This window comes from Polaribacter butkevichii (assembly GCF_038024105.1).
GTDB lineage: Bacteria > Bacteroidota > Bacteroidia > Flavobacteriales > Flavobacteriaceae > Polaribacter > Polaribacter butkevichii.
Window position 1 is genome coordinate 65299 of record NZ_CP150661.1, and the last position, 25586, is coordinate 90884.

The 25586-nt window shown below is 31.4% G+C and carries 17 protein-coding genes; 10 read left to right on the forward strand and 7 right to left on the reverse strand.

Features of this window, described 5'->3' with window-relative positions:
• Window positions 1–72: 72 nt before the first annotated feature.
• Entirely contained in the window at window positions 73–1071 is a 999-nt protein-coding gene (locus tag WG951_RS00285; RefSeq protein ID WP_105048219.1) for a glycosyltransferase family 2 protein, read from the reverse strand.
• Window positions 1072–1269: 198 nt separating this feature from the next.
• Complete coding sequence (locus tag WG951_RS00290) at window positions 1270–1713, reverse strand: type I restriction enzyme HsdR N-terminal domain-containing protein (RefSeq protein ID WP_105048220.1); 444 nt, start codon at window positions 1711–1713, stop codon at window positions 1270–1272.
• 26 nt (window positions 1714–1739) lie between these two features.
• Between WG951_RS00290 and WG951_RS00295 the strand changes: the two genes are divergently transcribed.
• The 3 genes from WG951_RS00295 to WG951_RS00305 are packed head-to-tail and all read left to right on the forward strand — an operon-like array spanning window position 1740 to window position 3684.
• A complete protein-coding gene (locus WG951_RS00295) occupies window positions 1740–2228 on the forward strand; it encodes an AAA family ATPase (RefSeq protein ID WP_105048221.1) in 489 nt (162 codons plus the stop codon).
• Window positions 2229–3230, forward strand: coding sequence for a DNA polymerase III subunit delta (holA, locus tag WG951_RS00300; RefSeq protein ID WP_105048222.1), 1002 nt, complete (start codon window positions 2229–2231; stop codon window positions 3228–3230).
• 1 nt (window position 3231) lies between these two features.
• Entirely contained in the window at window positions 3232–3684 is a 453-nt protein-coding gene (locus tag WG951_RS00305) for a DUF1569 domain-containing protein (RefSeq protein ID WP_105048223.1), read from the forward strand.
• Window positions 3685–3761: 77 nt separating this feature from the next.
• Here WG951_RS00305 and WG951_RS00310 read toward each other — a convergent pair whose 3' ends face one another.
• From WG951_RS00310 to WG951_RS00330, 5 genes are all read right to left on the reverse strand, one after another.
• Window positions 3762–6530, reverse strand: a complete 2769-nt coding sequence (locus WG951_RS00310; protein ID WP_105048224.1) for an alpha-amylase family glycosyl hydrolase — start codon at window positions 6528–6530, stop codon at window positions 3762–3764.
• Window positions 6531–6591: 61 nt separating this feature from the next.
• Window positions 6592–8268, reverse strand: coding sequence for a SusE domain-containing protein (locus tag WG951_RS00315; protein WP_105048225.1), 1677 nt, complete (start codon window positions 8266–8268; stop codon window positions 6592–6594).
• 21 nt (window positions 8269–8289) lie between these two features.
• Entirely contained in the window at window positions 8290–9429 is a 1140-nt protein-coding gene (locus WG951_RS00320; protein WP_105048226.1) for a SusE domain-containing protein, read from the reverse strand.
• A gap of 18 nt (window positions 9430–9447) precedes the next feature.
• The gene (locus WG951_RS00325; protein ID WP_105048227.1) at window positions 9448–11061 is read right to left on the reverse strand and encodes a RagB/SusD family nutrient uptake outer membrane protein; all 1614 of its coding nucleotides are present in this window, start codon (window positions 11059–11061) and stop codon (window positions 9448–9450) included.
• A 10-nt stretch (window positions 11062–11071) separates the two neighbouring features.
• Entirely contained in the window at window positions 11072–13993 is a 2922-nt protein-coding gene (locus WG951_RS00330; RefSeq protein ID WP_105048228.1) for a SusC/RagA family TonB-linked outer membrane protein, read from the reverse strand.
• A 199-nt stretch (window positions 13994–14192) separates the two neighbouring features.
• On the opposite strand from WG951_RS00330, the gene WG951_RS00335 reads away from it, so the two are divergent.
• From WG951_RS00335 to WG951_RS00365, 7 genes are all read left to right on the forward strand, one after another.
• Window positions 14193–15215, forward strand: a complete 1023-nt coding sequence (locus tag WG951_RS00335) for a LacI family DNA-binding transcriptional regulator (protein ID WP_105048229.1) — start codon at window positions 14193–14195, stop codon at window positions 15213–15215.
• 144 nt (window positions 15216–15359) lie between these two features.
• Window positions 15360–16706 (forward strand): MFS transporter, encoded by a 1347-nt coding sequence (locus tag WG951_RS00340; RefSeq protein ID WP_105048230.1) that lies wholly within the window; start codon window positions 15360–15362, stop codon window positions 16704–16706.
• Between the two features lies 1 nt (window position 16707).
• On the forward strand, window positions 16708–17361 hold the full coding sequence (gene pgmB / locus WG951_RS00345) for a beta-phosphoglucomutase (protein WP_105049351.1): 654 nt from the start codon (window positions 16708–16710) through the stop codon (window positions 17359–17361).
• Between the two features lie 141 nt (window positions 17362–17502).
• On the forward strand, window positions 17503–19797 hold the full coding sequence (locus WG951_RS00350) for a glycoside hydrolase family 65 protein (protein WP_105048231.1): 2295 nt from the start codon (window positions 17503–17505) through the stop codon (window positions 19795–19797).
• Window positions 19798–20126: 329 nt separating this feature from the next.
• Entirely contained in the window at window positions 20127–22061 is a 1935-nt protein-coding gene (locus WG951_RS00355; RefSeq protein WP_105048232.1) for a glycoside hydrolase family 13 protein, read from the forward strand.
• Between the two features lie 71 nt (window positions 22062–22132).
• Entirely contained in the window at window positions 22133–23101 is a 969-nt protein-coding gene (locus tag WG951_RS00360) for an alpha/beta hydrolase (protein ID WP_105048233.1), read from the forward strand.
• Window positions 23102–23152: 51 nt separating this feature from the next.
• Window positions 23153–25579: a TIM-barrel domain-containing protein gene (locus WG951_RS00365; RefSeq protein ID WP_105048234.1), complete on the forward strand. Its 2427-nt coding sequence runs from the start codon at window positions 23153–23155 to the stop codon at window positions 25577–25579.
• Window positions 25580–25586: the final 7 nt, after the last annotated feature.

A 25586-nucleotide genomic window follows, 5' to 3' on the forward strand; every position in this document is an offset into this window, starting at 1 on the left:
TGATAAAGAACTGGTTTTAAGTGATTTTGTTTCAGTTTAAAAAAGGAGCAGAATACATGTTTTTCTGTTTTTTTATTTCAACTCCTCAAACTTTTTTCTACCCAAAGCAAAATATTGCCAAACAACACTAGTATGTAAATTATAGTTTTGTTTTTTCTGTAATACCCTACGCTTTTTTAAAAATTTAAAAAAATTCTTATAAAAACTAAAGTGAGCTTTAATAATGGCCCAAGTATGTATAGGTCTTAATTCTAGCATAAATTTTACACCTGCAATTCCGTCTAAAACTAAACGAGAAAAAACAACAAATAAAAACCATTTTTTAGGAACATTTTTTACAACATTCAATAAACTGTTTCTAAAGTTTAAATATGTTTTTTGCGGATTTGTTTCTTGTAAAGTAGCACCACCAACATGATATACAGTTGAAGCTCCTACATATTTTACTTTATACCCTCTGTTTTGAGCCCTCCAACACAAATCTATTTCTTCTTGATGCGCAAAATAATCTTCATCTAAACCACCCAATTGATGGTATACGTTAGCACGGATAAATAAACAAGCTCCAGAAGCCCAAAAAATAGTGGCTTCATCATTAAACTGCCCTGTATCTGTTTCTAAGTGATTAAATACTCGTCCTCTGCAATAAGGATAACCATATAAATCTACAAAACCACCAGCAGCACCAGCATATTCAAATTTTGTTTTGTCTTTATAATCTAATAATTTTGGTTGAATGATTGCGGTATGTTCTTCGTTCTTAAAAACATCTATAATAGGTGTTAACCAGTTTTGGGTAACGGCAACGTCAGAATTTAATAAACAATAAATATCTGCATCAATATTTTGCAAAGCATCATTATATCCTTTTGCATATCCGCCATTTATGGCGTTTTCTACAATTTTAACGGATGGAAAAAATTCTTTTACATAATTTATAGAAGAATCTGTAGACGCATTGTCTGCGATATAAATAGTAGCCTCTTGCGAACTAAAATTTATTACCGATGGTAAGAACTGTTCTAACAGTTTTTGACCGTTCCAATTTAATATGACGATGGCTGTTTTCAAGACTGCGAATTTACAGTTTATAAATTAGTTAAATTCTAATTTTTTCTTAATAATAAATGAATTTTATTGGTGTCTTATTATAAAAATATTTTTTCTATAATTATATAAAAAGAATTGGTTTAAAAAGTTTTTAATAATCTTTTTTATGTATCAAAATTCACTAGAAATAATAGGGGACAAATAAAAAAAAAGATGTTTTTATTTGTAGTTAGGTATTTCTTTTAAGAAAACATAAGTTTCATTTTCAAAATCCATTTTACAGTAAAAATGCTCTAAACCGTTGGTAACTATTAAAAAAGTAGCTTTTAGTTTTAAATTATAACGTGCAATTTGATCAAAAGTATCTTGGGTAATTTTTATAGATGGTGCTTTGCATTCTACAATAATTTCATGATTACCTTCTTTATTAAAGACTAAAATATCAGTTCTTTTTTTTCGATTATTGATAATTAACTGTTTTTCTAAAGCAATTAATGTGGTTGGATAATTTTTTTCTTCAATCAAAAAAGAAACATAATGCTGGCGGACCCATTCTTCTGGAGTTAAAACCATATATTTTTTTCTTAATTTATCAAAAATAAGCGTCTTATTTTCGCTACTTTTGAGTTTGAAATTATAAGTGGGTAGATTGAGTTTTTGCATCAGTCAAAAGTAAATAAAAATCAGTTATGATACATTTATTAGTAGGTAATACTGGAGCAGGTAAATCTACATATGCTAAAAAGCTAAAAACGGAGACAAATGGAATCGTTTTTACGCTTGATAAATGGAATAAAATATTATTTTTTCCTGATAAGACTGAAAAAGATGGTTTAAATTGGTTTTTAGAAAGAATAGAAAGGGCAGAATTATTAATGCAAGATTTAATTTTACAATTAGAAAAATCGGGTGTTGATAGTATTTTAGATGTTGGTCTTTCTAAACTTTTACATAGAGAAAAATATAACCAATTTGCTAAAGAAAATAATATTGAAGTAAAAATTCATTTCTTAAATATTTCGAAAGAAATAAGAAAAGAACGAATTATTAAAAGAAATTTAGAAAAAGGTGACACTTTTGAATTTGAAGTAAGTGAATCAGATTTTGATTTTATGGAAAATTGGTTTGAAACTCTTACAGAAGCAGAGTTATCAAACGCTGTAATTATAGAAAAATAAATGAACGAAATAAGAAACATTGTTTCAGATATAAAGAAAGGAAATATTAAACCTATCTATTTTTTAATGGGTGATGAGCCTTATTACATAGATAAAATTTCTGACTATATAGAAGAAAATATATTAGATGAAGGCGAAAAAGGATTTAACCAGCAAGTAATGTATGGTAGAGATGCTACTATAGAAGATATTGTTTCTTCTGCCAAGCGTTACCCAATGATGGCCGAAAGACAGGTAATTATTGTTAAAGAAGCACAAGACTTAAGTAGAAATATAGAGAAGTTAGTTGCCTATGCAGAAAACCCACAGCCTACAACTGTTTTAGTTTTTAATTATAAGTATAAAAAACTAGATAAGCGTAAAAAACTACATAAGGCAATTGCAAAAACAGGTTTAATTTATGAAAGTAAAAAACTGTATGAAAATCAGGTTTCAGATTGGATTCGTAGGGTTTTAAGCGGAAAAAAATATCAAATTGAGCCCAAAGCGTCTCAAATGTTAGTAGAGTTTCTAGGAACTGATTTAAGTAAAATATCTAATGAGTTAGATAAATTGATGCTAATTTTACCTAAAGAATCTATTATTAATGATAAGGATATTGAAGACAATATTGGTATTTCTAAAGATTTTAATAACTTCGAATTAAGAAAAGCAGTAGGAGAGAAGGATGTGGTTAAAGCCAATAGAATTATAAATTATTTTGCCGAAAACCCAAAAAATAACCCTTTGGTAATGACCATTTCATTATTAAACGGTTATTTTACACAGCTTCTTTGTTTTCATGGTTTAAAAGATAAATCTAAAAGTTCTGTAGCAAAAGCGTTAGGTGTTAATCCGTATTTTGTAGACGAATATTTTTCTGCTTCTAGAAATTATCCGATGCGAAAAGTAGCACAAGTAATTGCTTTTTTAAGAGATGCTGATGTAAAAAGTAAAGGAGTTGGGGCAAGCCAATCTAACCAAGATATTTTAAAAGAATTATTATTCAAAATACTACATTAAGATGAAAAACATTTTTGAGAAAGAGATTACTTTAGAAGAAATTAATAGAATTAACAAGCTTACGGCTGCAACCAAACCAACATGGGGTAAGATGTCTGTTTCTCAAATGTTAGCTCATTGTTCTGTCTCTTACGAGATGGTTTATACAGATAAACATCCAAAACCGAATGCTTTTACAAAGTGGATCTTAAAAACGTTTGTTAAAAATATTGTTGTGTCTGAAAAACCGTATGCTAAAAACGGAAAAACAGCCGCACAATTTATTGTATCGGATGATAGAGTGTTTGAAACAGAAAAAAAGCGTTTGATAGATTATATGATACAAACACAAGAATTAGGAGAGACATATTTTGAAGGGAAAGAATCTCATTCTTTTGGAAAGTTAACTGCGGTAGAATGGAATAATTCTTTTTACAAACATTTAGATCATCATTTAACTCAATTTGGAGTTTAGGTTTTCTTTTAAGATTTATATAAAAAAAAAGCGAGCAGTAAATAATTACTGCTCGCTTTTTTTTAAAAATTGGGGGATTAATTTACAATCAATTTTTTAGTTAGAATTTGGTTTTTTATATCCTTAATTCTAATAAAATAGATGCCTTTTTTTAATGTTGATATCACATAATAATTTGATTCAATATCCTCTTTAGAATACGTTTTTACTAACTTCCCTGTAATATCAAAAACGGATACTTTGTTTGTTTTATCAGAAAGAACAAAGTGCGTTTTAGCAGGATTAGGATACAGTTTAATGGTGTTTTTATCATCAATTGTAAAATCATCTGTAGTAAGTGAAGCAGGCTTATTTGCATACACTTTAAATTCTCCTGGCGCTAATGTAATTGCCGCTGTTGTATTAGTAACTGTAATATTAGCGTTGTTTTCTAACAAATTATACCAAGTACCTGTTTGCTGAAAAGCAGGAACAATACTTTGTGTGGTTACCCCAAAGTTTCCAATAATTGTAATATTTTGTATGTCTGTTGCTGTTGGATCTGTTAAATGAATGGTGTTTAACCCATTAGCATTACCAACATCTAACGTAAAATTTGATGTTTCAAAAATATCATATTTTAATTTTAATTTAATTAATTTTGACCAAGTGTCTTTAACAGCTCTTCTACCTTCGTTGGCTAGATAACTCCATAAAATAGGTTTGTTACCTGTTCTACCATTTTCTTCAATAGAAATATCATATCCTAATTCGCCAAATTGCCAAATCATTTTGGGTCCTGGTACTGTAAAGTAAAAAGCACCGGCTAATTCTTCTCTTTTTAAAGCTGTGTTTAGGTTTTTTATAGAATAGCTTCCATTAGAATTACCATATTCTAGGTTTTTGTACATTAAACGCTCTTCATCATGGCTTTCCATATAACTAACATTTGCAGGTACAGACCAACCTCTGTTTTTATAAGAAATCCAAGAAAAATCTGCGTCACTACCAAAGCCCATAGTTGCTTGGTTGTATTGGTGGTTATGATTTCCCCAAAGCATAATTCCTTTGCCTTCATCAAGTCTATAATTTACCCATTCGGTTTCTTCTGTATTACCTCCTAAATGTTCGAAAATAATGTAGAAATTAGGGTCTTTTTCCCATTGATAATCAGCATATTCTTTTAAAACATCAACTCTGTCTTGTTGATAATTGTTTGTACAACTTTGGTCCGCATCAGAACAGTTTTGTGTAAACCCTTTTGTTAAATCCCATCTAAAACCATCAATTTTATATTCATCAATCCAGTATTGAGAAACTCTTTTTACATACTCTTTTACAGCTTGTTTAGAGTGATTAAAATCATTAAAAACACTGTAAGAGTGTGTTGCTGTTTGGTTAAAAAAAGGACTATTGGCACTTGCTTGCCCTCCGTAGCCACCATTGTCTGTGTTCCACATTCTGTAATAAGGATTTTGACCACTTGCATGATTAAAAGCAACATCAACAATAACAGCAATACCTCTTCTGTGGCATTCGTCTATTAATTGTTTAAAAGAGTTTGTGTTACCATAATATTTGTCTAATGCCATATGAAACGAAGGGTTGTATCCCCAAGATTCATTACCATCAAATTCCATTACAGGCATTAATTCTATAGCATTTATACCTAATTCTTGCAAATAATCTAATCTGTTTTGTACAGCATCAAAACTATGAAGCTCATCAAAATCTCTAATTAAAAGTTCATAAATAACTAAGTCTGTTTTTGCAGGTTTTGTATAGTTATTTGTTTGCCAATTATAGGCAGCATCACCCGTTCTTAATAAAGTAACTGCGTGGTTTGTTTTTCCTGTAGGATAACTTGCTAGGTTTGGGTAGGTGGTTGCGTTTATATATTGATCGTTGTTTTCTGTTAAAACCACTGTAGAGTATGGATCTGCAACTCTTAAATCGGCTTCAATAATATATTGATACGTATAATCTGTTTGCGGAGTTAAGCTACTAAGTTCTATCCAAAAACGATCTTTGCTACTGTCTTTTTTTAATAAATAAGCATCGTTTACTTGCCAATTATTAAAGCTACCAATTAGGTGAATAAATTCTTTTCCTGGTGCATAAAATACTAAAGTTGCTTTTGTATTATCTGATGGATTTAAATTGATTCCATCTTTCATACCAGAAGGAAGTGCCGCTTCTGTAATTGTTGGTTTTACAATGGCATTAAAGCTGGTGTTTTGTACCTCTCCATTATTTGTAGCTTCTAAAAGGTACGTTGTGTTTTCAGTTACAGTAGGAGCGTAGCTATATGCCGTTGCATTGTTTTTTTGATTAATTATTGTTCCATTTGCTTTTAAAGTAAAATCTGCGGCTATTGAGCTCGTTGCATTTATTGGTAATGTTTGTCCGGAGTCTAAAACAGTTGTTGCCTCTGTAGGCGTGTTTAATGTTAATTGAAAAGTACCAACTTGGTATGTTTTATCTTGCGATTTTTTATCACCAGAACCATCTTTTGCTTTTACTAGCATGCCAATGCTACCAATGTTTGTTCTGTTATAAAAAGTAGTTGGTGTAAAAGTAATTGAGTATGTATTATTACCGTTGTTGGTTAATTTTTGCGCCTCATTAGAACTAGACCAACTTCCGTTGGTTGGTGAATCCATAGAGTTTTCTCCGCTAGAATCATAAGACCAAGACCATAAATAAATGTCTGAAACACCCCAAGAAGCCGTTGTAATGTTAGACACTGTAATAGTTATAGCATCCGTTTCATTAAAAGTAGCAGGAGAAACAGAAAAAGTAACATTCTGTACTTGGCTAAAAGTAAATGAGGATATTAAAAGGATTAATAAAGTAATTTTTTTCATAAAATAGGTTGTTAAAAACAAAGGCTACCTATAAAGGTAGCCTTTGTAAAGTTTTATAAAATTATAGAACAGTTACTGTTCCTTTATTATAATCTACTGTAATTTTATAGGTACCATCTCCAGGAGATTTTACGTTGTTTTCATTATCAACAACTAACATACCTGCATTTTCTTTGCTTTCTCCCCAATCATTATCCCAAGCACCTTGTTGAGGTAAAAATTTAAATTCGTCTGTTGCAGTTAACGTTTGTGTTATTTCAAACAATCCTTCAGATACTTTTGTAAATGCAGGTGCCGTAGCATTGTTCCAATCATTTGGAGAACCTACTAAGTAAAGGTTTGTAGGTATTTCTGTTAGATTAAATGTTAATTTATTAAAATCTAAAGTAACCATATAAGTACCAGCAGTAGTTACTTTTATGTTTTGTTCATCATCTAACTCTAAAGAACCAGCAATTGTTTTGTTTTCTCCCCAATCACCATCCCAAGAACCAGAAGTTGGTAATAGTTTAAATTCATCATTTGCAGAAAAAGCTTGCACTTTTGTAAAGATACCGTTTCCTGAAGTATAAAATTGTTGAGTAGCATCTGCATTGTTCCAGTCATTATGAGCACCTACCATAAACATAGTGTCTATGTTTTGTAATTTAAAACTTAATGTATTAAAGTCTATAATTACTAAATAAGTACCTGCAGCAGTTACTTTTATGTTTTGTTCACCATCTTGTACTATTTTACCAGCATTGTTTGGGTCTTCTCCATAATCTCCGTCCCAAGCACCTGATGTAGGTAACAATTTAAATTCATCGTTTGCAGAAAAAGCTTGTACTTTGGTAAAAACTCCATTTCCTGAAGTGTAAAACTGTTGAGTTGCATCTGCATTGTTCCAGTCATTATGAGCACCTACCATGTATAAATTATCTGGTATTTCTGCTTTAAATCCTGTTAATGAAACTGTAATAGCTTCTGAGGTTCTTGCTAAATCTCCCGAAGCAGATTTTGCAATAGCTTTAATTCTAAAATCGAAGTTAGAAGCAACATCTGCAACACCTCCGTTAGCAATCACTAAATCATTTAAATTATCATGAGAAATTTCGAAAGTAGTTGTGTTTGTAGAACCAATGTTTGCAGGAGAGGCAAAACTAGTACCTGCTACAGCCATTTCTATCTCATAACTAATAATTAAGCTACTAGATGCACCTATTTCTGGATCATTCCAAGTAAGGGTTAAGGCTGTTTCATCAGGATTAACGTCGGTTAATACTTTGGTAAAAGTATTGTCTGGACTGGTAATTACTGGTGGTTTTACGGCAAATTTAGAAATCTGAAATAAAACTACGTTAGACATTGCACTACCTGTAGATAATCTTACATAAATAGGTGTTTCTGTATACGATTTTACATCTGTGTTTTCTAAAGCTTTGTTTAATTCTGATACTGTGATTGTAAAGTTCTTTTTATCTGAAGTACCTAATTGAATAGGGGCTGCAAAAGTACTTTCTAAATCCATTTCTACCGTATAAGTTGCAGCGGTATTAATTTCATCTATCCAAGTAATTGTAAATGCAGGATTGTCTAGTAATTCTGAGTTTAAAAACACATTACTAATTCCTGGTGTTACTAACTCAAAAACAGGATCTGGACTTGTTATTGTTAAGCTCTCTTCTGTTTCACAAGCACCTAAAAAAAGTGTAAGTGATAAAAATAAGTAGCTTAATCTTTTTAAATAAGTTTTCATTTTATATCTATTTTTAAGTTATTATAAATTTAAAGGAATTAAGATATAACGACCTGTTAAATCATTAAACCAAACATCATAATCATCTTCTACAATTACAGGTATTGCACCACCACCATCGGTTGCTACTCCAGAAAAAGAAGTTGAACTTCCCCATTTAGCACTTGCACCTGTAACAAATTCTACTTCACCAGGAGTTAAATGAATTGCAGTTGCAAACCAGATATGACCATCAAAAGCTAAAGGAGTCATGGCTACATTAGCTGTACTAGATCCTTGTATTTCTAATGATGTAGGGCTTACAATACCGTCAGCATTAAAAGGCTCTATAGAATATTTTTTAGAAGCAAAGTTTACTTTAAAGGTATAGTAACCATCAGTTTTTACACCAAATCTACCTGGATCTGCTTCTTGTGTTGCAGGGTTTCCTGCAATGTCACCTTCAGCATCTATTGGATCTTCATTATCAGGGTAAGTTGTACCCCATTGGTTAGACCATTCTCCTTTTGTTTCAATTACTTTAAATCTTCCTTCACCATCATCTGCAGTTGCTTTAGCAAAATAACCAGTATAGTAAAACGTATTGCTATCTGTTTCATCTCTAAATAAAGCAGGGTTGTTACCTGTTGCAAAATTATCCCAACCTGGAGCTGTTGCGTTACCTACTAAATAATAATCTTTAAAAGAGTAGTTAAAGTACGGATATACGCTAAACTGAATTACATTAGAAACGGCCATTTCATTATTTTGAGTACCTAATGAGGCAACAATTCTAATATAAATATCTGACCAGTTAAAAGGATTTACACCTGCATTACCTGCAGCTGCATTTACCTCGTTTATAGATAATGTTGCAGAAGTTTTACCAGAAATTGTTGATGCAGTAACTGGCGCTGTAAAAGCATCATCTTTAGAAAACTGAATAGCATAGTTAACCGCAGCCTGTATACCGTAATCTGCTTCATCCCAATTTAAAGTTATGGCAGGGTTTGTAGTATTTACAGCATCTAATTCTAATTGAGTAAAATTTAATTCAGCTAAAATAGGTGCTGTTGGAGCTGATATCGTGAATGTATCAGAAGTGTCATCGCAAGATTGGAAAAATAAAAGTACTAGACCAATGATACTAACTGCTGAAAATCTTTTTATGTTTTTCATCATTTGTAATTTGTTTTTAAATTAATACCCAGTATTTTGAGTTAAATTTGGGTTAGAAGCTAAACTAGCGGTAGGTATAGGATATACTTTCATGTAAGAAGGTAAAGCAATACCGTTACTTCCATTTCCTTTCCATGCCCAGTTGTAATTACCACCAGTAAACTTACCAAATCGAATTAAATCTTGTCTTCTGTGTGCTTCCCAGTGTAACTCTCTTGCTCTTTCATCTAAAATAAACTCTAGAGAAATATCTGCGGCAGTTAAGTTGTTTTGAGGGTTGTTAGCTCTAGTTCTTAGTGCATTAATATACGTTTCCATATCAGCATTAGAACCTCCTGATCCACCTCTTAAATGTGCTTCTGCATACATTAAATATACATCTGCTAATCTAAACAAAGGGAAATCTGTATCTACAAAAGTTTGGTCAGAACCAAAGGTTCCGGTAGAAGTTGCATTTGAGTATTTTTCTATAATATAACCCTGATCTTTATCTGAGATATCAGTAATATCAATACTTCTTGTTCCAGAGATAATGGTGTTTCTAGTGTCTCCAGAAAAGATACCTCCATCAAATAATTGAGCAAATTGTTTTCTTACTCTTAATGCGCCTCCCCATCCAGAAGCACCAACACCTAAAGGAATGCCGTTTGCTTCTAAACTTCCTATTTCACCATTTACCATAACGGTTGTTGGTCCGTAGTTTTGTGTAATTAAACCATCAGAAATTAAAGGAAAAATAATTTCGTTGATTGCTGAATTGGTATTGTTATCAGCCATAAATAAATGAGCGTAATTAGTTGCTAAAGAAAACCCACCACCTATAATTTTTTTACATTCGGTTAAGCATTCTGTATATTTTGCTTCACCAATATATACTTCTGCATTTAAATACATTTTAGCTAAAATCATCCACGCAACAGCTTTGTCTGCTCTACCATGTTGATTGGTTTTTGGTGCCATTAAATCGGCATCGATTGCTAATAATTCGCTTTCTATAAATGTAAATAATTCAGTTCTGTCTGCTTGTGGAGGATTAAAACCTGCCGTTGGGTCTGTTTCTACTACCATTGGGGCTTTACCATATAAGTCCATTAAGTTATAATAAGACAAAGCTCTTAGTAAACGAGCTTCTGCTCTATAAGTAACAATGTTTTCTCTTGTTGCAGTAGAAACGTTTCTTGCGTCTAATTTTTCTTTAGTTGTTTCTCTTAAAAAGTTATTAGCAAATGCAACCGTAACCATTGCTCTACTAAACATACCTAATATTACAGGGTTTTGGGCGGTCCAAATATTACGTTGTAGTTCTCTTGTACCAGGGTCATTTTCATAAGACCAAATCATTTGGTCTGCAGATAATGTTTGTAAGTACAATAATGTTCTACCATATTGACTAGTACCCGCGTCTAATCCTTTAATATTAGAACTTTCTGGGCCATCAACACCTGTTAAAGATAAGTTTGCGTAAGTACCTGCTAAAACTTCTAAGTAAGCATTTTCATTTTCAAATAACGCATCACTTAAAACCGTTTGATCATCTTCGGGTACAATATTTAAATCTTTTGTACAAGAAGCAACTACTGATGTTAGTAAAATAACAACGAATAGATTTTTTATTGTTTTTATATATTTTTTCATCTTGTTTTTATTAGAATTTAATATTAGCTCCCATTAAGAAGTTTCTAGATCTTGGATAAATTAATTTATCAATTCCGTCAAATACTTCTGGGTCTAAGCCAGAGTAGTTTGTTAAAGTGAATACATTTTGTACACCAGCCCATAAACGAATACTGCTATAAGAGAATTTTTTTATTGGGTTGTTAAAAGTGTATCCTAAAGTAACATTGTCCATTCTTAAATAAGAAGCATTTTCTATATAGATATCAGAATTTATAACATCAGAAGTTCTTAAGAAATCTGTTTCTAATACCGAGGTAGGAAGGTTTCCTAAAACAGCATTATCTAGTAATAATTCGTATTGCGCTTTCGAAGAGTTTACGTTGTTGTAAACATAATTACCAAGGCTAGCTCTTAAGTTAAAAGCTAAATCGAAGTTTTTGTAATTAAAATTAGATTGAAAACCTAAGGTAACATCTGCATTTGGGTTTTCTTTTAAATATCTATCATCATCATTTATAACACCATCTCCATTTAAATCTGCATAGGCTCCTTCAATTGGTTTTCCTGCTGTGTTATATAATTGTTTGTATACATAAAAAGAATTAGGTGTATATCCCTCTCTTAATAATTGAATTGTATTACCTGTACCACCTTCAGTACCACCAGTTCTAACGTCTTGGTCGTTTGCAAGTTCTGTAATTTTTCTATCTAAATAGGTTGCGTTAAAGGTAAAGTTCCAGTTATAGTCTTCACTTTTAAGGATGTCTCCGTTTAAAGTAAACTCTAAACCTTTTATTTGTAATTGACCAATATTTTGGATTGTACTATTACCAAAGTTAGTACCATCTGCTAAAGCAGCATCAAATAATAAATCATCAGATGTTTTTTGAAAAGCACTTAAAGATCCACTAAACTTATTATCAAACAAACCATAGTCTACACCAAATTCAATAGTTGTTGTTTCTTCCCATTTTAAATCAGGATTTACAACCGAAGGAATGGTAGATTTTATAGAAGAGTTACCAAATAAATATCTTGAAGTTTCATTACCAAAACGGTATCTATCTAAATACAAATCATTAACACCAGGTATGTTTTGTTGCCCTGTTAAACCAACACTTGCTCTTAATTTTAAGCTAGATAATACTTTAGAATCTTTTAAGAAATCTTCATCACTTATATTATAAGCTAATGCGGCACCACCAAAGTTACCCCATTGATTGTCTGAACTAAAACGAGAAGTACCATCTCTTCTAAAGTTTAAAGTAAGTAAATATTTTTCGTTGTATTTAAATTTAAGTCTACTAAAGAATCCTAAGTTAACAACATCAGGATCTGCAAATGTGGTAGAAATATTTTCTGGATTATTTCTGTTTCCAGAATTGGTACCAAAGTTTTCGAATCTCTGATAAGAATACCCACCAGTAAGATCTACATTTAATTTATTAAAACTTTTTGAATAGTTTAAATACGTATCAAATAATTTATTACCTCTTTCTTGCGTGTTAAAAGCATCATTACCAAAAAATAATGCGTTAGATTGAGCAGGAGCTAATTTTGATGTAATGTCGCTGTTTTCTGATGTAATCTTATCGAAACCAACATTTACAACCGCTCTTAAATCTGGTATAAAGTGAAACTTGTAATCGAAATTTAAGTTACCGTATTGTCTAAAAGCGTACCCTGTATTATTTCTTTGTAATAAAGAGGCAATAGGGTTGGTGGTTCCGTTTGCAATTTCTCCATTAGAAAAATGTTGATAAAACCCACCAAATCTAGAAGAAGCATCGTAAACAGGTTGTGTAGGATCATAACGTAAAGCAGCACCAATTTGTCCTGAATCACCAAAACGACTATCTTCAAAAACTCTGTTATAGTTTAAGTTAATTTTTAAATGATCTTTAAATAAAGAAGGATTCATAGAAAGAGAAATTGTTTTTCTATCAAATTGAGACGTTAATAAGGCTCCTTCTTGGTTAGCAAAACCTATAGAAAGTCTTGTTGGTATTGCACCAAATATTTGTCCTTTTGCAGTAAGGTTGTATAAAGAAGACGTTGTAGAACGTAGTACTTCATCTTGCCAATCTGTATTTGCATTGCCTAAAGCACTCACATCGCCTGGTCTTTTTGCAGTAATTAAACTTCTATAATCATTTGCAGAAAAAACATTTACTCTATCTAATACTTCACCAAAAGTATATTGCATATCAAAATCTAATGTAAAATCTTTTCTACCTTTTTTAGTAGTAATAATAATAACACCATTAGAAGCTCTAGAACCATAAATAGCAGTTGCAGATGCATCTTTTAAAACAGAAAATGATTCAATGTCATTTGGATTAATGTTTGCTAATAAACCACGAGAACCAGAAATACTAGCATCACTGTTTTCTATAGGCAAACCATCTATAATAATTAAAGGGCTGTTAGAAGCACCAATAGAAGATCCTCCACGAATAGTAATTTGAGATCCAGAACCCGGCGCACCACTTGTAGTAACGCTTACCCCAGAAACTCTACCGCTTAATAAATTTTCTGGTGTTACAATGTTTCCTTTTGTAAAATCTTTAGCTGTAATAGACTCTACAGAACCAGTTGCATCTTTAACGGTAGTTGTACCGTACCCAACTAGTACTATTTCTTCTAATTGCTCTGCAGATTCTGTTAACTCAACAATAAGGTTAAAGTTATTCTCAAGTGTAACTTCTTTGTCTGCAAATCCTAAATATCTAAACACAAGTACATTTCCAGCACTTACTTTATTAATTATAAAGTTTCCGTCAAAATCGGTTTGTATTCCTTTTGTAGTACCTTTAACCACTACACTAACACCCGGTAATGGTTCTCCAGATGTTTTTTCTTTTACCACACCTTTTACTGTTTGTTGAGCAAACATTGTAAATGATGATGTTAAAAGAATTCCAATTAACAATAATTTAAATTTTTTCATGTATATTTTGTTAAATTATAACTGTAAATTTGATTTGTTGATAACAATAAGTTTACATTCCACTTTGTAAAGATAGCATCTTGTCTATCATTTTCAGTATGATAAAAATCACGAAAACGTTTTCGTGTTAACAACTTTTTGAGTATTTTTATTAATAAATTAACAGATAATCGAATTAAATTTTGTCATTTCGCAATAAATGAAGAAAAAAATTACCATAAAAACAATCGCTAAAGAATTAGGGGTTTCAACATCAACCGTTTCAAAGGCTTTAAAGGATAGTCACGAAATTAGTAAAGAAACCAAAGAAAAAATACAAGCCTTTGCAGACTTTTATAATTACAAACCCAATAGTTTGGCACTTCAGCTTCGTAATCAAAAGACCAAAGTAATAGGTGTTATTTTACCTAAAATAGTGCATCATTTTTTCTCTACGGTGATTATGGGAATAGAAGAAGGTGCCAACGAAAAAGGCTATCATATTATGGTTTGTTTCTCTAATGAATCTTATAAAAAAGAGGTAGAAACGTTAAAGGTTTTATCTAACGGAAGTGTAGATGGTTTAATTGTGTCTATAGCTAGAGAAACTTTAGAAAATAAAGACTTTAATCATTTTACAGCTTTAGTTTCAGAAGACATTCCTTTAGTATTGTGTGATAGAGTTGTAGATGAGATTTTATGTGATAAAGTAGTTGTAGATGATGTTGGGGCAGGCTATAAAGCAACTAAACATTTGTTAGAAACCGGGCTAAAAAAAATAGCATTAATAACAACACCAAAACATGTTAATGTAGGTACTTTAAGGAGGCAGGGTTATGAGAAAGCTTTAATAGAAAACTATATTAAAACAGATTCTAATTTAATTTTAGAAGTTGATGAAGATGGAGACATCTCTAATCAAATAAAAAAAATCTTTGAACAGAATATAGATGGTGTATTTGCTGTAAATGAAATTTATGCAGCAACCGCTATGAGGATAGCTAAAGAAAAAGGATTAAAAGTACCAGAAGACCTTTCTGTTATTGGGTTTACAGATGGGTTAATTTCAGAATATTCATCACCATCTATCACAACAATGGCACAACATGGTTTTACAATGGGTAAGCAAGCCGTTGAGCTTTTAATTGAAAGAATTGAAAAAGAATCTGAAACTTTAAAACCTAAAAAAATCGTAATTTCTAGCGATTTAAAACTACGAGAATCTACGAAACCGTCGTCGTAGATAGTTTCGTTGGTTTTACCTATTTTTCAATAAAAAATCTATCTTTGTGTCATAATTACGATTTATCAATAAATTACATTCCACAAAATTTATTAATTGATAAGTGTAAACGCTTATTGTAATATCCACTAATAGCATAGATAAATGGAAAAGCGTAAATTAAGCTTCTGGCAAATCTGGAACATGAGTTTTGGGTTTTTAGGAATACAAATGGGGTTCGCCCTTCAAAATGCCAACGCAAGTAGAATTCTACAAATTTTTGGTGCCGATGTTCATGAACTTTCTTGGTTTTGGATTATAGCTCCTTTAATGGGTTTAATAGTACAACCTATTATAGGACATTATAGCGACAAAACATGGAGTAGGTTTGGTAGAAGAAAACCTTACTTTTTAGTGGGAGCCATATTAGCTTCTATAGGGTTAGTTTTAATGCCACAAGCAGATATGTTTATTGCTTTTCTACCAGCTCTTTGGGTAGGTGCAGGAATGCTAATGATTATGGATGCTTCTTTTAATATTGCCATGGAGCCATTTAGAGCTTTAGTAGGTGATAATTTAAGAACAGATCAAAGAACTTTAGGTTTTAGTGTACAAACTGCTTTAATTGGTTTTGGCGCTGTAGTTGGTTCTTGGTTACCTTACGCATTGCATCATTGGTTTGGTGTTTCTAATAGAACGTCTTTAGGCGTTGTACCAGATAATTTAATTTGGTCATTTGTTATTGGAGCCGCTATTTTAATAATTTCTATTTTAGTTACAATAACCACTACAAAAGAATACTCTCCAGAAGAATTAGCAAGTTTTGATGCAGATTCTAAAGAGTCTACAGAAGAAGAAAGTTCTAGTTTGATGGATATTTTTGAAGATTTCAAAAAAATGCCAACAACAATGCGTCAATTAAGTTGGGTGCAGTTTTTTTCTTGGTTCGGTCTTTTTGGAATGTGGGTTTTTGCAACTCCTGCAATTGCACAACATATATATGGGTTACCGTATACAGATAGCAGTAGTAGTTCATATCAAGATGCCGGAGATTGGGTAGGAATTCTTTTTGGAATTTACAATTTAGTATCTGCCTTTTATGCTTTTGCATTGCCTTATATTGCAAAGAAAATTGGTAGAAAAAGAACACATTCAATATCTTTAATTATTGGAGGTTTAGGGCTTTTATCAATCTATATTATGCCAAATGAAAATTGGTTAATAATATCTATGATTGGTATTGGTATTGCATGGGCAAGTATTTTAGCAATGCCGTATGCTATTTTAGCAGGCTCAATATCACCTAAAAAAATGGGGGTTTACATGGGGATTTTTAATTTCTTTATTGTAATTCCGCAAATCATCAATGCTTTAATTGGTGGTCCGTTAGTAAAATACGCTTATAATAATGAAGCTATATTTGCTTTAATGATAAGTGGGTTAAGTTTCTTAATTGCTGCAGTTTTAGTCTACAAAGTAAAAGATGTAGATGATGTGGTTCAAACAAATTAAAATGAAAAAAGGATTTATTTTTGATTTGGATGGTGTTATCGTTGACACTGCCAAATATCATTATTTAGCATGGAAAAAATTAGCGAATCACTTAGGATTCGAGTTTACCAAAGAACAAAACGAATTATTTAAAGGCGTTAGTAGAAAACGTTGTTTAGAAATTTTATTAGAAATAGGCAACAGAAAAGCTACACAAGAAGAGTTTGATACCTGGATGGTAGAAAAAAATGTAGACTATTTAGAGTATATAGAAAATATGGATGCATCAGAAATATTACCTGATGTACCTAAAGTTTTAGCCTTTTTAAAGGAGAAAAATGTGCCAATAGCTTTAGGGTCTGCAAGTAAAAATGCACAACCTATTTTAGAAAAAGTTGGTTTATTACATTATTTTGATACCATTGTAGACGGAAATAATGTAACGAAAGCAAAACCAGATCCAGAAGTTTTTCTTTTAGCCGCAAAACAATTAGGTGTAAATGCAACCGATTGTGTGGTTTTTGAAGATGCTGTGGCAGGTATAGAAGCAGCAAATGCTGCAAAAATGATAAGTATCGGTATTGGAGACCAACAGATACTTTCTGAAGCGCAATTTAATTTCAATGATTTTACAGAAATCAGTACTGGTTTTATACAAGAGTTGATTGATAAATAAATTTATGAAATCCTGCAAGGTTTTTAGAACCTTGTAGGTCTAAGTTAAGTTATAAGTAAATTAAACCTTTAGTTGTTTTATTAAAATTTAAGATAATATACCTACAAGGTCCTTGAGACTTTACAGGAAAAAAAGAAAAAAATGAATCAAGATTACATCATACCAAACGAATGGTCCATCATAGAAGAGGGGTTTAATTCAGATAAAGTAAAATCATCAGAAAGTCTTTTTAGCATTGGTAATGGTGCTATGGGACAAAGAGCAAATTTTGAAGAAGAATATAGCGGAGAAACTTTTCAAGGAAGTTATATTGCAGGAGTTTATTATCCAGATAAAACACGTGTTGGATGGTGGAAAAATGGATATCCAGAGTATTTTGCAAAAGTGTTAAATGCACCAAATTGGATTGGTATTAACGTATTAATCAATGATGAAAAATTAGATTTACATACGTGTAAAGAAGTATCAGAATTTAAAAGAGAACTTAACATGCAAGAAGGTTGGTTGTCTAGAAGTTTTGAAGCTATTTTACAAAACGGAATCAAAATTAAAGTAGATACCAAACGTTTTTTAAGTTTAGAATTAGATGAAATTGGGGCAATCAATTACAATGTAACCCCTTTAAATTCGGATGCTAAAATTACTTATATTCCTTATATAGATGCTGGTATTACTAATGAAGATACCAATTGGGACGACCAATTTTGGGATGTTTTAGAAGTTTCTAAAAACAACAAACAATCTTATATTAAGTCTAGAACCATGAAAACGCACTTTTATACGTGTACTTTTATGGAATCTCGTTTGTTTGTAAATAATGTAGAGGTTGCTGCAGAGAGTAAGAATGAGCAAACAGAAAATACTATTTCTTGCGCTTATGAACAAGAAGTAAAACAGAACCAAACATATACTATTCATAAATTTGGTGGTTATGTGGTAGATAGAGATCATGATAAAGACCAATTAGTTGCAGCTGCAAAAACAGCTTTAGACAAAGCAGTAAGTATTGGTTTTGATGCTTTATTAGAGATGCAAAAGCAATCTTGGGCACAAATATGGAACATGTCTGACATTACCATAGAGGGCGATGTAAAAGCACAACAAGGTATCCGTTTTAATATTTTTCAATTAAATCAAACCTATTTAGGTACCGATGCTACGTTAAATATTGGTCCAAAAGGATTTACAGGCGAAAAATATGGAGGAAGTACGTATTGGGATACAGAAGCGTATTGTATTCCTTTTTACATGGCAACTAAAGATCAATCTGTAGCAAGAACGTTGTTAGAATACAGATATAAACATTTAGACAAAGCAATAGAAAATGCGGCAAAATTGGGTTTTACAAACGGAGCAGCATTGTACCCAATGGTAACCATGAATGGTGAAGAATGCCATAACGAATGGGAAATTACTTTTGAAGAAATTCATAGAAATGGAGCCATCGCTTTTGCCATTTTTAACTATTACCGCTTTACGGATGATTATTCTTACATTCCAGAAAAAGGATTGGAAGTATTAATTGGTATTGCTCGTTTTTGGCAACAAAGAGCAACTTTTTCTTCCCATAAAAATAAATTCATGATTTTGGGAGTTACGGGGCCAAATGAATATGAGAACAACATCAACAATAATTTTTATACCAATTACATTGCCAAATGGTGTATTAATTATGCCTTAGAAAATATAGAGATTGTAAAAACAGACCATATTTCTGATTACATCAGAATTAAAGAAAAAGTAAATTTCTCTGATGAAGAATTGGCAAAATGGAAACATGTTGCAGATGAAATGTATTTTCCATATTCAGAAAAACATAACATTTATTTACAACAAGATGGTTTCTTAGACAAAGAATTAATTACGGTGGCAGATTTAGATAAAAGTCAAAGACCGATTAACCAAAAATGGAGTTGGGACAGAATTTTACGTTCTCCGTACATAAAACAAGCCGATACTTTACAAGGGTTTTATATGTTTGAAGACGATTTTTCTACGGAAGAATTAGAGCGTCATTTCGATTTTTATGAACCATTTACAGTGCACGAAAGTTCTCTTTCTCCTTGTGTACACAGTATTCAAGCTGCAAAGTTAAACAGAATGGAACAAGCGTATACCTTCTATTTACGTACATCACGTTTAGATTTAGATGATTACAATCACGAGGTAGAAGAAGGCTTGCATATTACATCTATGGCAGGAACTTGGATGAGTATTGTAGAAGGTTTCGGAGGAATGAGAGTGCATAATAATACACTTTCTTTTTCACCAAAAATTCCTAAAGGATGGAAAACTTACTCATTTAAAGTAAATTTTAGACATCAAGTTATTACCGTAAATGTTTCTCAAAAAGGAACAGAATTTACTTTAGAAGGTAAACAAGCAATTGAAATTTTGGTGGATGGAAAGCAAGTAACGGTTTCTCCCAATAAATAAAAATACAAACCTCAAGGGTGTTTTTAATCTTTGAGGTTGCTAAAGCATTTGTATTAGAAAAATTTGTTTAAACTAATATTTAGCATTTTAAATTAAAGCAATTTGGCTAAAGCCTGTGTCTATTAAAGATCTCATTAATGAGGTTTTTAATTACACGTGGATTTATCAATAGGTATTAAAATTTTTAATGTTCTGATGGCTTTAGCCCATTTATCTTGCTAACATTAGTATTCTTAAAAAGGGATTAGTTTCTAAAGTATCCTTCAAGGTTTTAAAAGCCTTTAGGTGTAATTGGGAACTGTAGGTATAATTAATTCCATTAATAAAAAATGAAAAACTTAATCTTAATTTTTGTTGTTGTATTTTTGTTTTCATGTCAAAATGGAGAACAAAAAAAAATGGAATTTTCTAAGGAAGTTACAGCAGTAATAAATGAAATTGAAAGAGTAGAGCCCCCGAATTGGTTTATTGGCTTTAAAGATAATTCACTTCAATTATTAGTAAAAGAGGAGAATATTGGTGCTTCAAATCCTAGTATTTCTTACAATGGAGTTACAATTGAAAAAGTAAGCAGAGCAAAAAGTAACAATTACCTTTTTATAGATGTAAGAATTGATGCTTCTACAATAGCTGGTGTGTTTAATATTGATTTCACTTTTAATGATGGAACAAAAAAAACGCATACCTACGAGTTAAAATCTAGAGAAAAACAGTCCGATACGTATGTTGGTTTTAATAGCTCTGATGCCATTTATTTAATTACGCCAGATCGTTTTGCAAATGGAGATGAATCTAATAATATTAATTTAGAGTTAAAAGAAACAGCTATAGACCGTTCTGATAATTATAAACGTCATGGAGGCGATTTACAAGGAATTATTAACCATGTAGATTATATTTCAGATTTAGGTTTTACTGCTGTTTGGCCAACTCCTTTACTTTTAAATGATATGGCAGAAAGCTCGTATCATGGTTATGCAATTACAGATTATTATAAAGTAGATTCGCGTTTTGGAAACTTATCTTTGTATAAAAAATTAGCAGATGAATTGCGTAAAAGAGACATGAAATTAATCATGGATCAAGTTGCAAATCATTGTGGAATAGGACATTGGTGGGTAAAAGATCTTCCGTTTGATGATTGGTTAAATCATCAGAAAAACTATGAAGAGAATAAAGATAATTGGAATATTGAAACCTCTATTGGGTCTAATCATAGAAGAACAACTAATCAAGATTTGTATGCATCAGAAGCAGACAGAAAAGGAAATAATGAAGGATGGTTTTCTCCTAAAATGCCAGATTTAAATCAGCGGAATCCATTTTTAGCAAAATACATTATTCAGAACAGTATTTGGTGGATAGAAACCTTAGGGTTGGGGGGTATTAGACAAGATACATATCCATACCCTGATAAAGAATTTATGAGTAATTGGGCAGGAACTATAATGAATGAGTATCCTAATTTTTCTATTGTTGGTGAGGAGTGGAGTTACAATCCGTTAATTGTAGGTTATTGGCAAAAAGGCGCAAATAATAAAGATGGTTACAAATCTAATTTAAAATCTCCAATGGATTTTCCGATGCAAAAGGCCATTGTAGAAGGTCTTAACGAAGAAGAAGAGTGGGACAAAGGATTGATAAAATTGTATGAAGGTTTGGCTAATGATTTTCATTATACAACACCAAAAGATATTTTAATTTTTGTAGACAATCATGATAAAACAAGAGTGTTTACAGAGTTGTGGCAAGATATTAGAAAAGTTAAAACAGCGTTGAGTTATATGTTGGTTTTGCCAAGAATTCCACAAGTGTATTACGGTACAGAAATTTTAATGAATGATACTGCAAACCCTGGAGATCATGGTTTAATTAGATCTGATTTCCCTGGTGGCTGGAAAGATGATACTATCAATGCATTTACCGGAGAAGGTTTAAATGAGTATCAAAAAGACATGCAGTCATTTGTAACTAAGATATTAAATTATAGGAAACATAGTGCCGCAATCCATGATGGTAAAACCCTACATTTTGCCCCTTTTATGGGAACTTATTTCTTGTTTAGAATAAAAGATGATGAAACTGTAGTGCATATTATCAATAAAAATGAACAACCAATAACACTCGATTTAAAACGATATGAAGAAGTTGGTTTATCAGGTAAAAAGCTTAAAAATATTATAACCGGAGAAGATTTTATTTGGAATGATGAAATTCATTTAACGGAAAAAGGTAGTATTATTTTAACTACAAAAAATAACTAATTTTTAGAAACTAAGTATTGTTTAAGTTTATTTATTATGCTTTTTTTCTTACTGTATTTAAAATATGAATCATGAAAAAATATATAATTTTGTTATTAATTCTTTTAGTAGTTGCTTGTAAGTCAGAAAAAAAGAATTCGGATAAAAAAGAGAAGGACACTTTAAAAATCACTTCTAAAGTATTAAAAAAGGCAGTCTTATCATCAGGTAAATTAATAAGAGTAGCTGCTTTTCCTTCTAAAAATATTACATCAAGACCTGTGGATGTTTGGTTGCCAGAAAATTACACTGAAAATAAAACCTATGCCGTTCTATACATGCATGATGGTCAAATGTTATTTGATGAAACCACTACTTGGAATAAGCAAGAATGGAAAATTGATGAGGTTGCTTCAAAACTAATGAAACAAGGAATTACTAAAGATTTTATTGTAGTAGGTATTCATAACATACCTGCCATTCGCTGGTTAGATTTATTTCCAGAAAAAGCTATGAATTTTTTATCGAAAGAAAATAAGGATAAAATGCTTGAAGAGGCTAAGAAGAATAATTTGAGTGTAGATTTATCTGGAGATGAATATCTGAAATTTCTGGTTGATGAATTAAAACCTTACATAGATAAAACATATTCGGTTTATAAAGACAAAGAAAATACGTTTGTGGCAGGTTCTTCTATGGGCGGTTTAATGTCTATGTATGCCGTAGCAGAATATCCAAATGTATTTGCAGGTGCCGCTTGTTTATCTACCCATTGGGTGGGGGCAACACCAAAGGAAAACAACCCTTTGCCTAAAGCTATTTTTAAGTACTTAGAAGCGCATTTACCAGATGCAAAAACGCATAAAATGTATTTTGATTATGGTAATAAAACTTTAGATCAGTTTTATCCAGAATATGCACCTAAAGTGGATTCTATTTTTCTAAATAATGGATATACCGAAGCAAATTTTAAAAACTTATTTTTTGAAGGGAGCGATCATTCTGAGTTGTCTTGGCAAAAAAGATTAGACATTCCTCTTACTTTTTTATTAAAAAAATAAACCATGTATTTTCAAGGTAAATTCACCAGAAAAAATTAAAAGCATCATCAGATGAAAACATATATCATTCTATTTTTATTACTTTTTTTTACTGTTTTTACATTCGCTCAAAATTCTAAAAGAGGTTTTAAAAAAGCAACTTTTAAAGACGGAAATTTTTTACAGGTTGAGGTAACAGACGGATCTTATAGAATTCAGTTTTACAATTCTAAAATAGTAGAAACCTCTTTTATACCTAAAGGAGAAACTTTTGTAGCCAACTCTCATGCAGTTGTTTTAAAACCAACTTACACGGATGCTAGATTTATGGAGTCATCAACTTTTGTTAATTTTTCTACAAAAGGAGTTTCGGTAAAAATTCAGAAAAAGCCTTTTAAGATATCTTATTTTTATAAGGATAAGGAAATTACATCAGAAAAAACAGGATATTTAAAATCCAAACATCAACCAATGGAATTGGTAAAAGGTAATATTGTTGCTGCCGAAACAGAAAAAATAGAATTCAATTTAACTTCAGACGAAATTCTATATGGAGCAGGATCAAGAGCGTTGGGTATGAATAGAAGAGGCAATAGATTGCCATTGTATAATAGAGCGCAATATGGTTATGAAACGCAAGCAGCATTAATGAATTTTACTTTACCCATTGTAATTTCATCAAAAAAATACATGCTTCATTTTGATAATGCACCCATTGGTTATTTAGATTTGGATAGCAAAAAAAACAATACTTTAAACTACGAAACCATTTCTGGCCGTAAAACCTACCAAGTTATTGTGGGAGATTCTTGGATGGATTTGGTAGAAAATTACACCGATTTAACAGGGAAACAACCTTTGCCAGCACGTTGGACTTTGGGTAACTTTTCGAGTAGATTTGGGTATCATTCTCAACGAGAAACGGAGGCAACCATAGCTAAATTTCAAGAGGAAAAAATATCTGTAGATGCTGTTATTTTAGATTTGTATTGGTTTGGAAAAACGTTGCAAGGGACCATGGGGAATTTAGAAGTATACAAAGATTCTTTTCCGGATATGAAAGCAATGATTACTCGTTTAAAAAATAAAGGAGTAAAAACAGTTTTAATAACAGAACCTTTTATTTTATCGAACTCTAAAAAATGGAAAGAAACGGTAGAAAAAGATGTTTTAGCCAAAGATTCTGTAGGAAATCCTGCTAAATATGATTTTTATTTTGGCAATACAGGGATTGTAGATATTTATAAAAAGGAAGGAAAAGAGTGGTTTTGGAATATCTATAAAGAAATTATAAATTTAGGAGCAAAAGGGCTTTGGGGAGATTTAGGAGAACCAGAAGTATTGCCTTCTTGGGTAAATTTTAAAAATAAAAAAGCCGACGAAATTCATAATATTTATGGGCATGATTGGGCACGTTTAATTTTTGAAGGGTATCAAAAAGAATTTCCAAAAGAAAGACCGTTTATTTTAATGCGCGCAGGATCTTCTGGTTCGCAACGATTTGGAATGATTCCTTGGTCTGGAGATGTAAACAGAACTTGGGGCGGATTGCAATCTCAACCAGAAATTGCCTTACAAATGGGCATGCAAGGTTTAGGGTATATGCACTCTGATTTGGGCGGATTTGCAGGTGATAATTTAGATGATAATTTATATGCACGTTGGTTACAATACGGTGTTTTTCAACCTATATTTAGACCACATGCGCAAGAAGGTGTGGCAAGTGAACCTGTTTTTAGAAGTAACAACGCGAAAAAAATGGCGAAAGAAGCTATTGAATTACGCTATAAATTATTACCCTATAATTACAACTTAGCTTTTCAAAACAATCAAAAAGGAACACCTTTAATGCGTCCTATTTTCTTTGAAGAAGATGATTTAAAATTAATGACAAATTCAACCACTTATTTATGGGGAAAGGATTTTTTAATAACCCCAATTTTAAAAGACTCTCTAAAAACCAAAGAAATTTATTTTCCTAAAACAGCAAATTGGTTCAATTTTTATTCGGATGAAAAAGTGGCAGGAGGACAAACAATAAATGTTGCTGTTAATGAAAATTCGATTCCTACATATGTAAGAGGAGGGGCATTTATTGCGATGACAAAAGTGGTACAAACTTCAGATGCTTTTGATGGCAATAATTTAGAAGTGCATTACTATTATGATGCTGCAGTAAAAGAGAGTGAAAGAGAATTTTACAATGACAATGGATTATTATCGAATGCTTTTGAAAAAGAAGAATTTGAATTTTTAGAATTTGAAGCAGAAATTACCAAACGTTGTTTAGAAATTGAAATGGAAGCAGAATTTGGCAAAAACTGGAATCCACAGCAAAAAGAAATATTGTTGGTTATTCATAACATCAATTGGAACCCGAGAAAAATAAAAGTAGACGGAAAAAGAACAGAAAATGCACACCTAGAAAATAACATTTTAAAAATTCCAGTAAACTGGAATCCAACAGAAGAAATAAAAATAAAAATTACATTAAAATAAAAATCGA

Excerpts from the sequence above, each read along its gene's own strand:
- WG951_RS00305 (WP_105048223.1), top strand. The coding sequence starts at position 3,232 with ATGAAAAACATTTTTGAGAAAGAGATTACTTTAGAAGAAATTAATAGA.
- WG951_RS00350 (WP_105048231.1), top strand. The coding sequence starts at position 17,503 with ATGAATCAAGATTACATCATACCAAACGAATGGTCCATCATAGAAGAG.
- pgmB (WP_105049351.1), top strand. The coding sequence starts at position 16,708 with ATGAAAAAAGGATTTATTTTTGATTTGGATGGTGTTATCGTTGACACT.
- WG951_RS00290 (WP_105048220.1), bottom strand. The coding sequence starts at position 1,713 with ATGCAAAAACTCAATCTACCCACTTATAATTTCAAACTCAAAAGTAGC.
- WG951_RS00295 (WP_105048221.1), top strand. The coding sequence starts at position 1,740 with ATGATACATTTATTAGTAGGTAATACTGGAGCAGGTAAATCTACATAT.
- WG951_RS00335 (WP_105048229.1), top strand. The coding sequence starts at position 14,193 with ATGAAGAAAAAAATTACCATAAAAACAATCGCTAAAGAATTAGGGGTT.
- WG951_RS00360 (WP_105048233.1), top strand. The coding sequence starts at position 22,133 with ATGAAAAAATATATAATTTTGTTATTAATTCTTTTAGTAGTTGCTTGT.
- WG951_RS00340 (WP_105048230.1), top strand. The coding sequence starts at position 15,360 with ATGGAAAAGCGTAAATTAAGCTTCTGGCAAATCTGGAACATGAGTTTT.
- WG951_RS00355 (WP_105048232.1), top strand. The coding sequence starts at position 20,127 with ATGAAAAACTTAATCTTAATTTTTGTTGTTGTATTTTTGTTTTCATGT.
- holA (WP_105048222.1), top strand. The coding sequence starts at position 2,229 with ATGAACGAAATAAGAAACATTGTTTCAGATATAAAGAAAGGAAATATT.
- WG951_RS00320 (WP_105048226.1), bottom strand. The coding sequence starts at position 9,429 with ATGATGAAAAACATAAAAAGATTTTCAGCAGTTAGTATCATTGGTCTA.
- WG951_RS00365 (WP_105048234.1), top strand. The coding sequence starts at position 23,153 with ATGAAAACATATATCATTCTATTTTTATTACTTTTTTTTACTGTTTTT.
- WG951_RS00325 (WP_105048227.1), bottom strand. The coding sequence starts at position 11,061 with ATGAAAAAATATATAAAAACAATAAAAAATCTATTCGTTGTTATTTTA.
- WG951_RS00310 (WP_105048224.1), bottom strand. The coding sequence starts at position 6,530 with ATGAAAAAAATTACTTTATTAATCCTTTTAATATCCTCATTTACTTTT.
- WG951_RS00330 (WP_105048228.1), bottom strand. The coding sequence starts at position 13,993 with ATGAAAAAATTTAAATTATTGTTAATTGGAATTCTTTTAACATCATCA.
- WG951_RS00315 (WP_105048225.1), bottom strand. The coding sequence starts at position 8,268 with ATGAAAACTTATTTAAAAAGATTAAGCTACTTATTTTTATCACTTACA.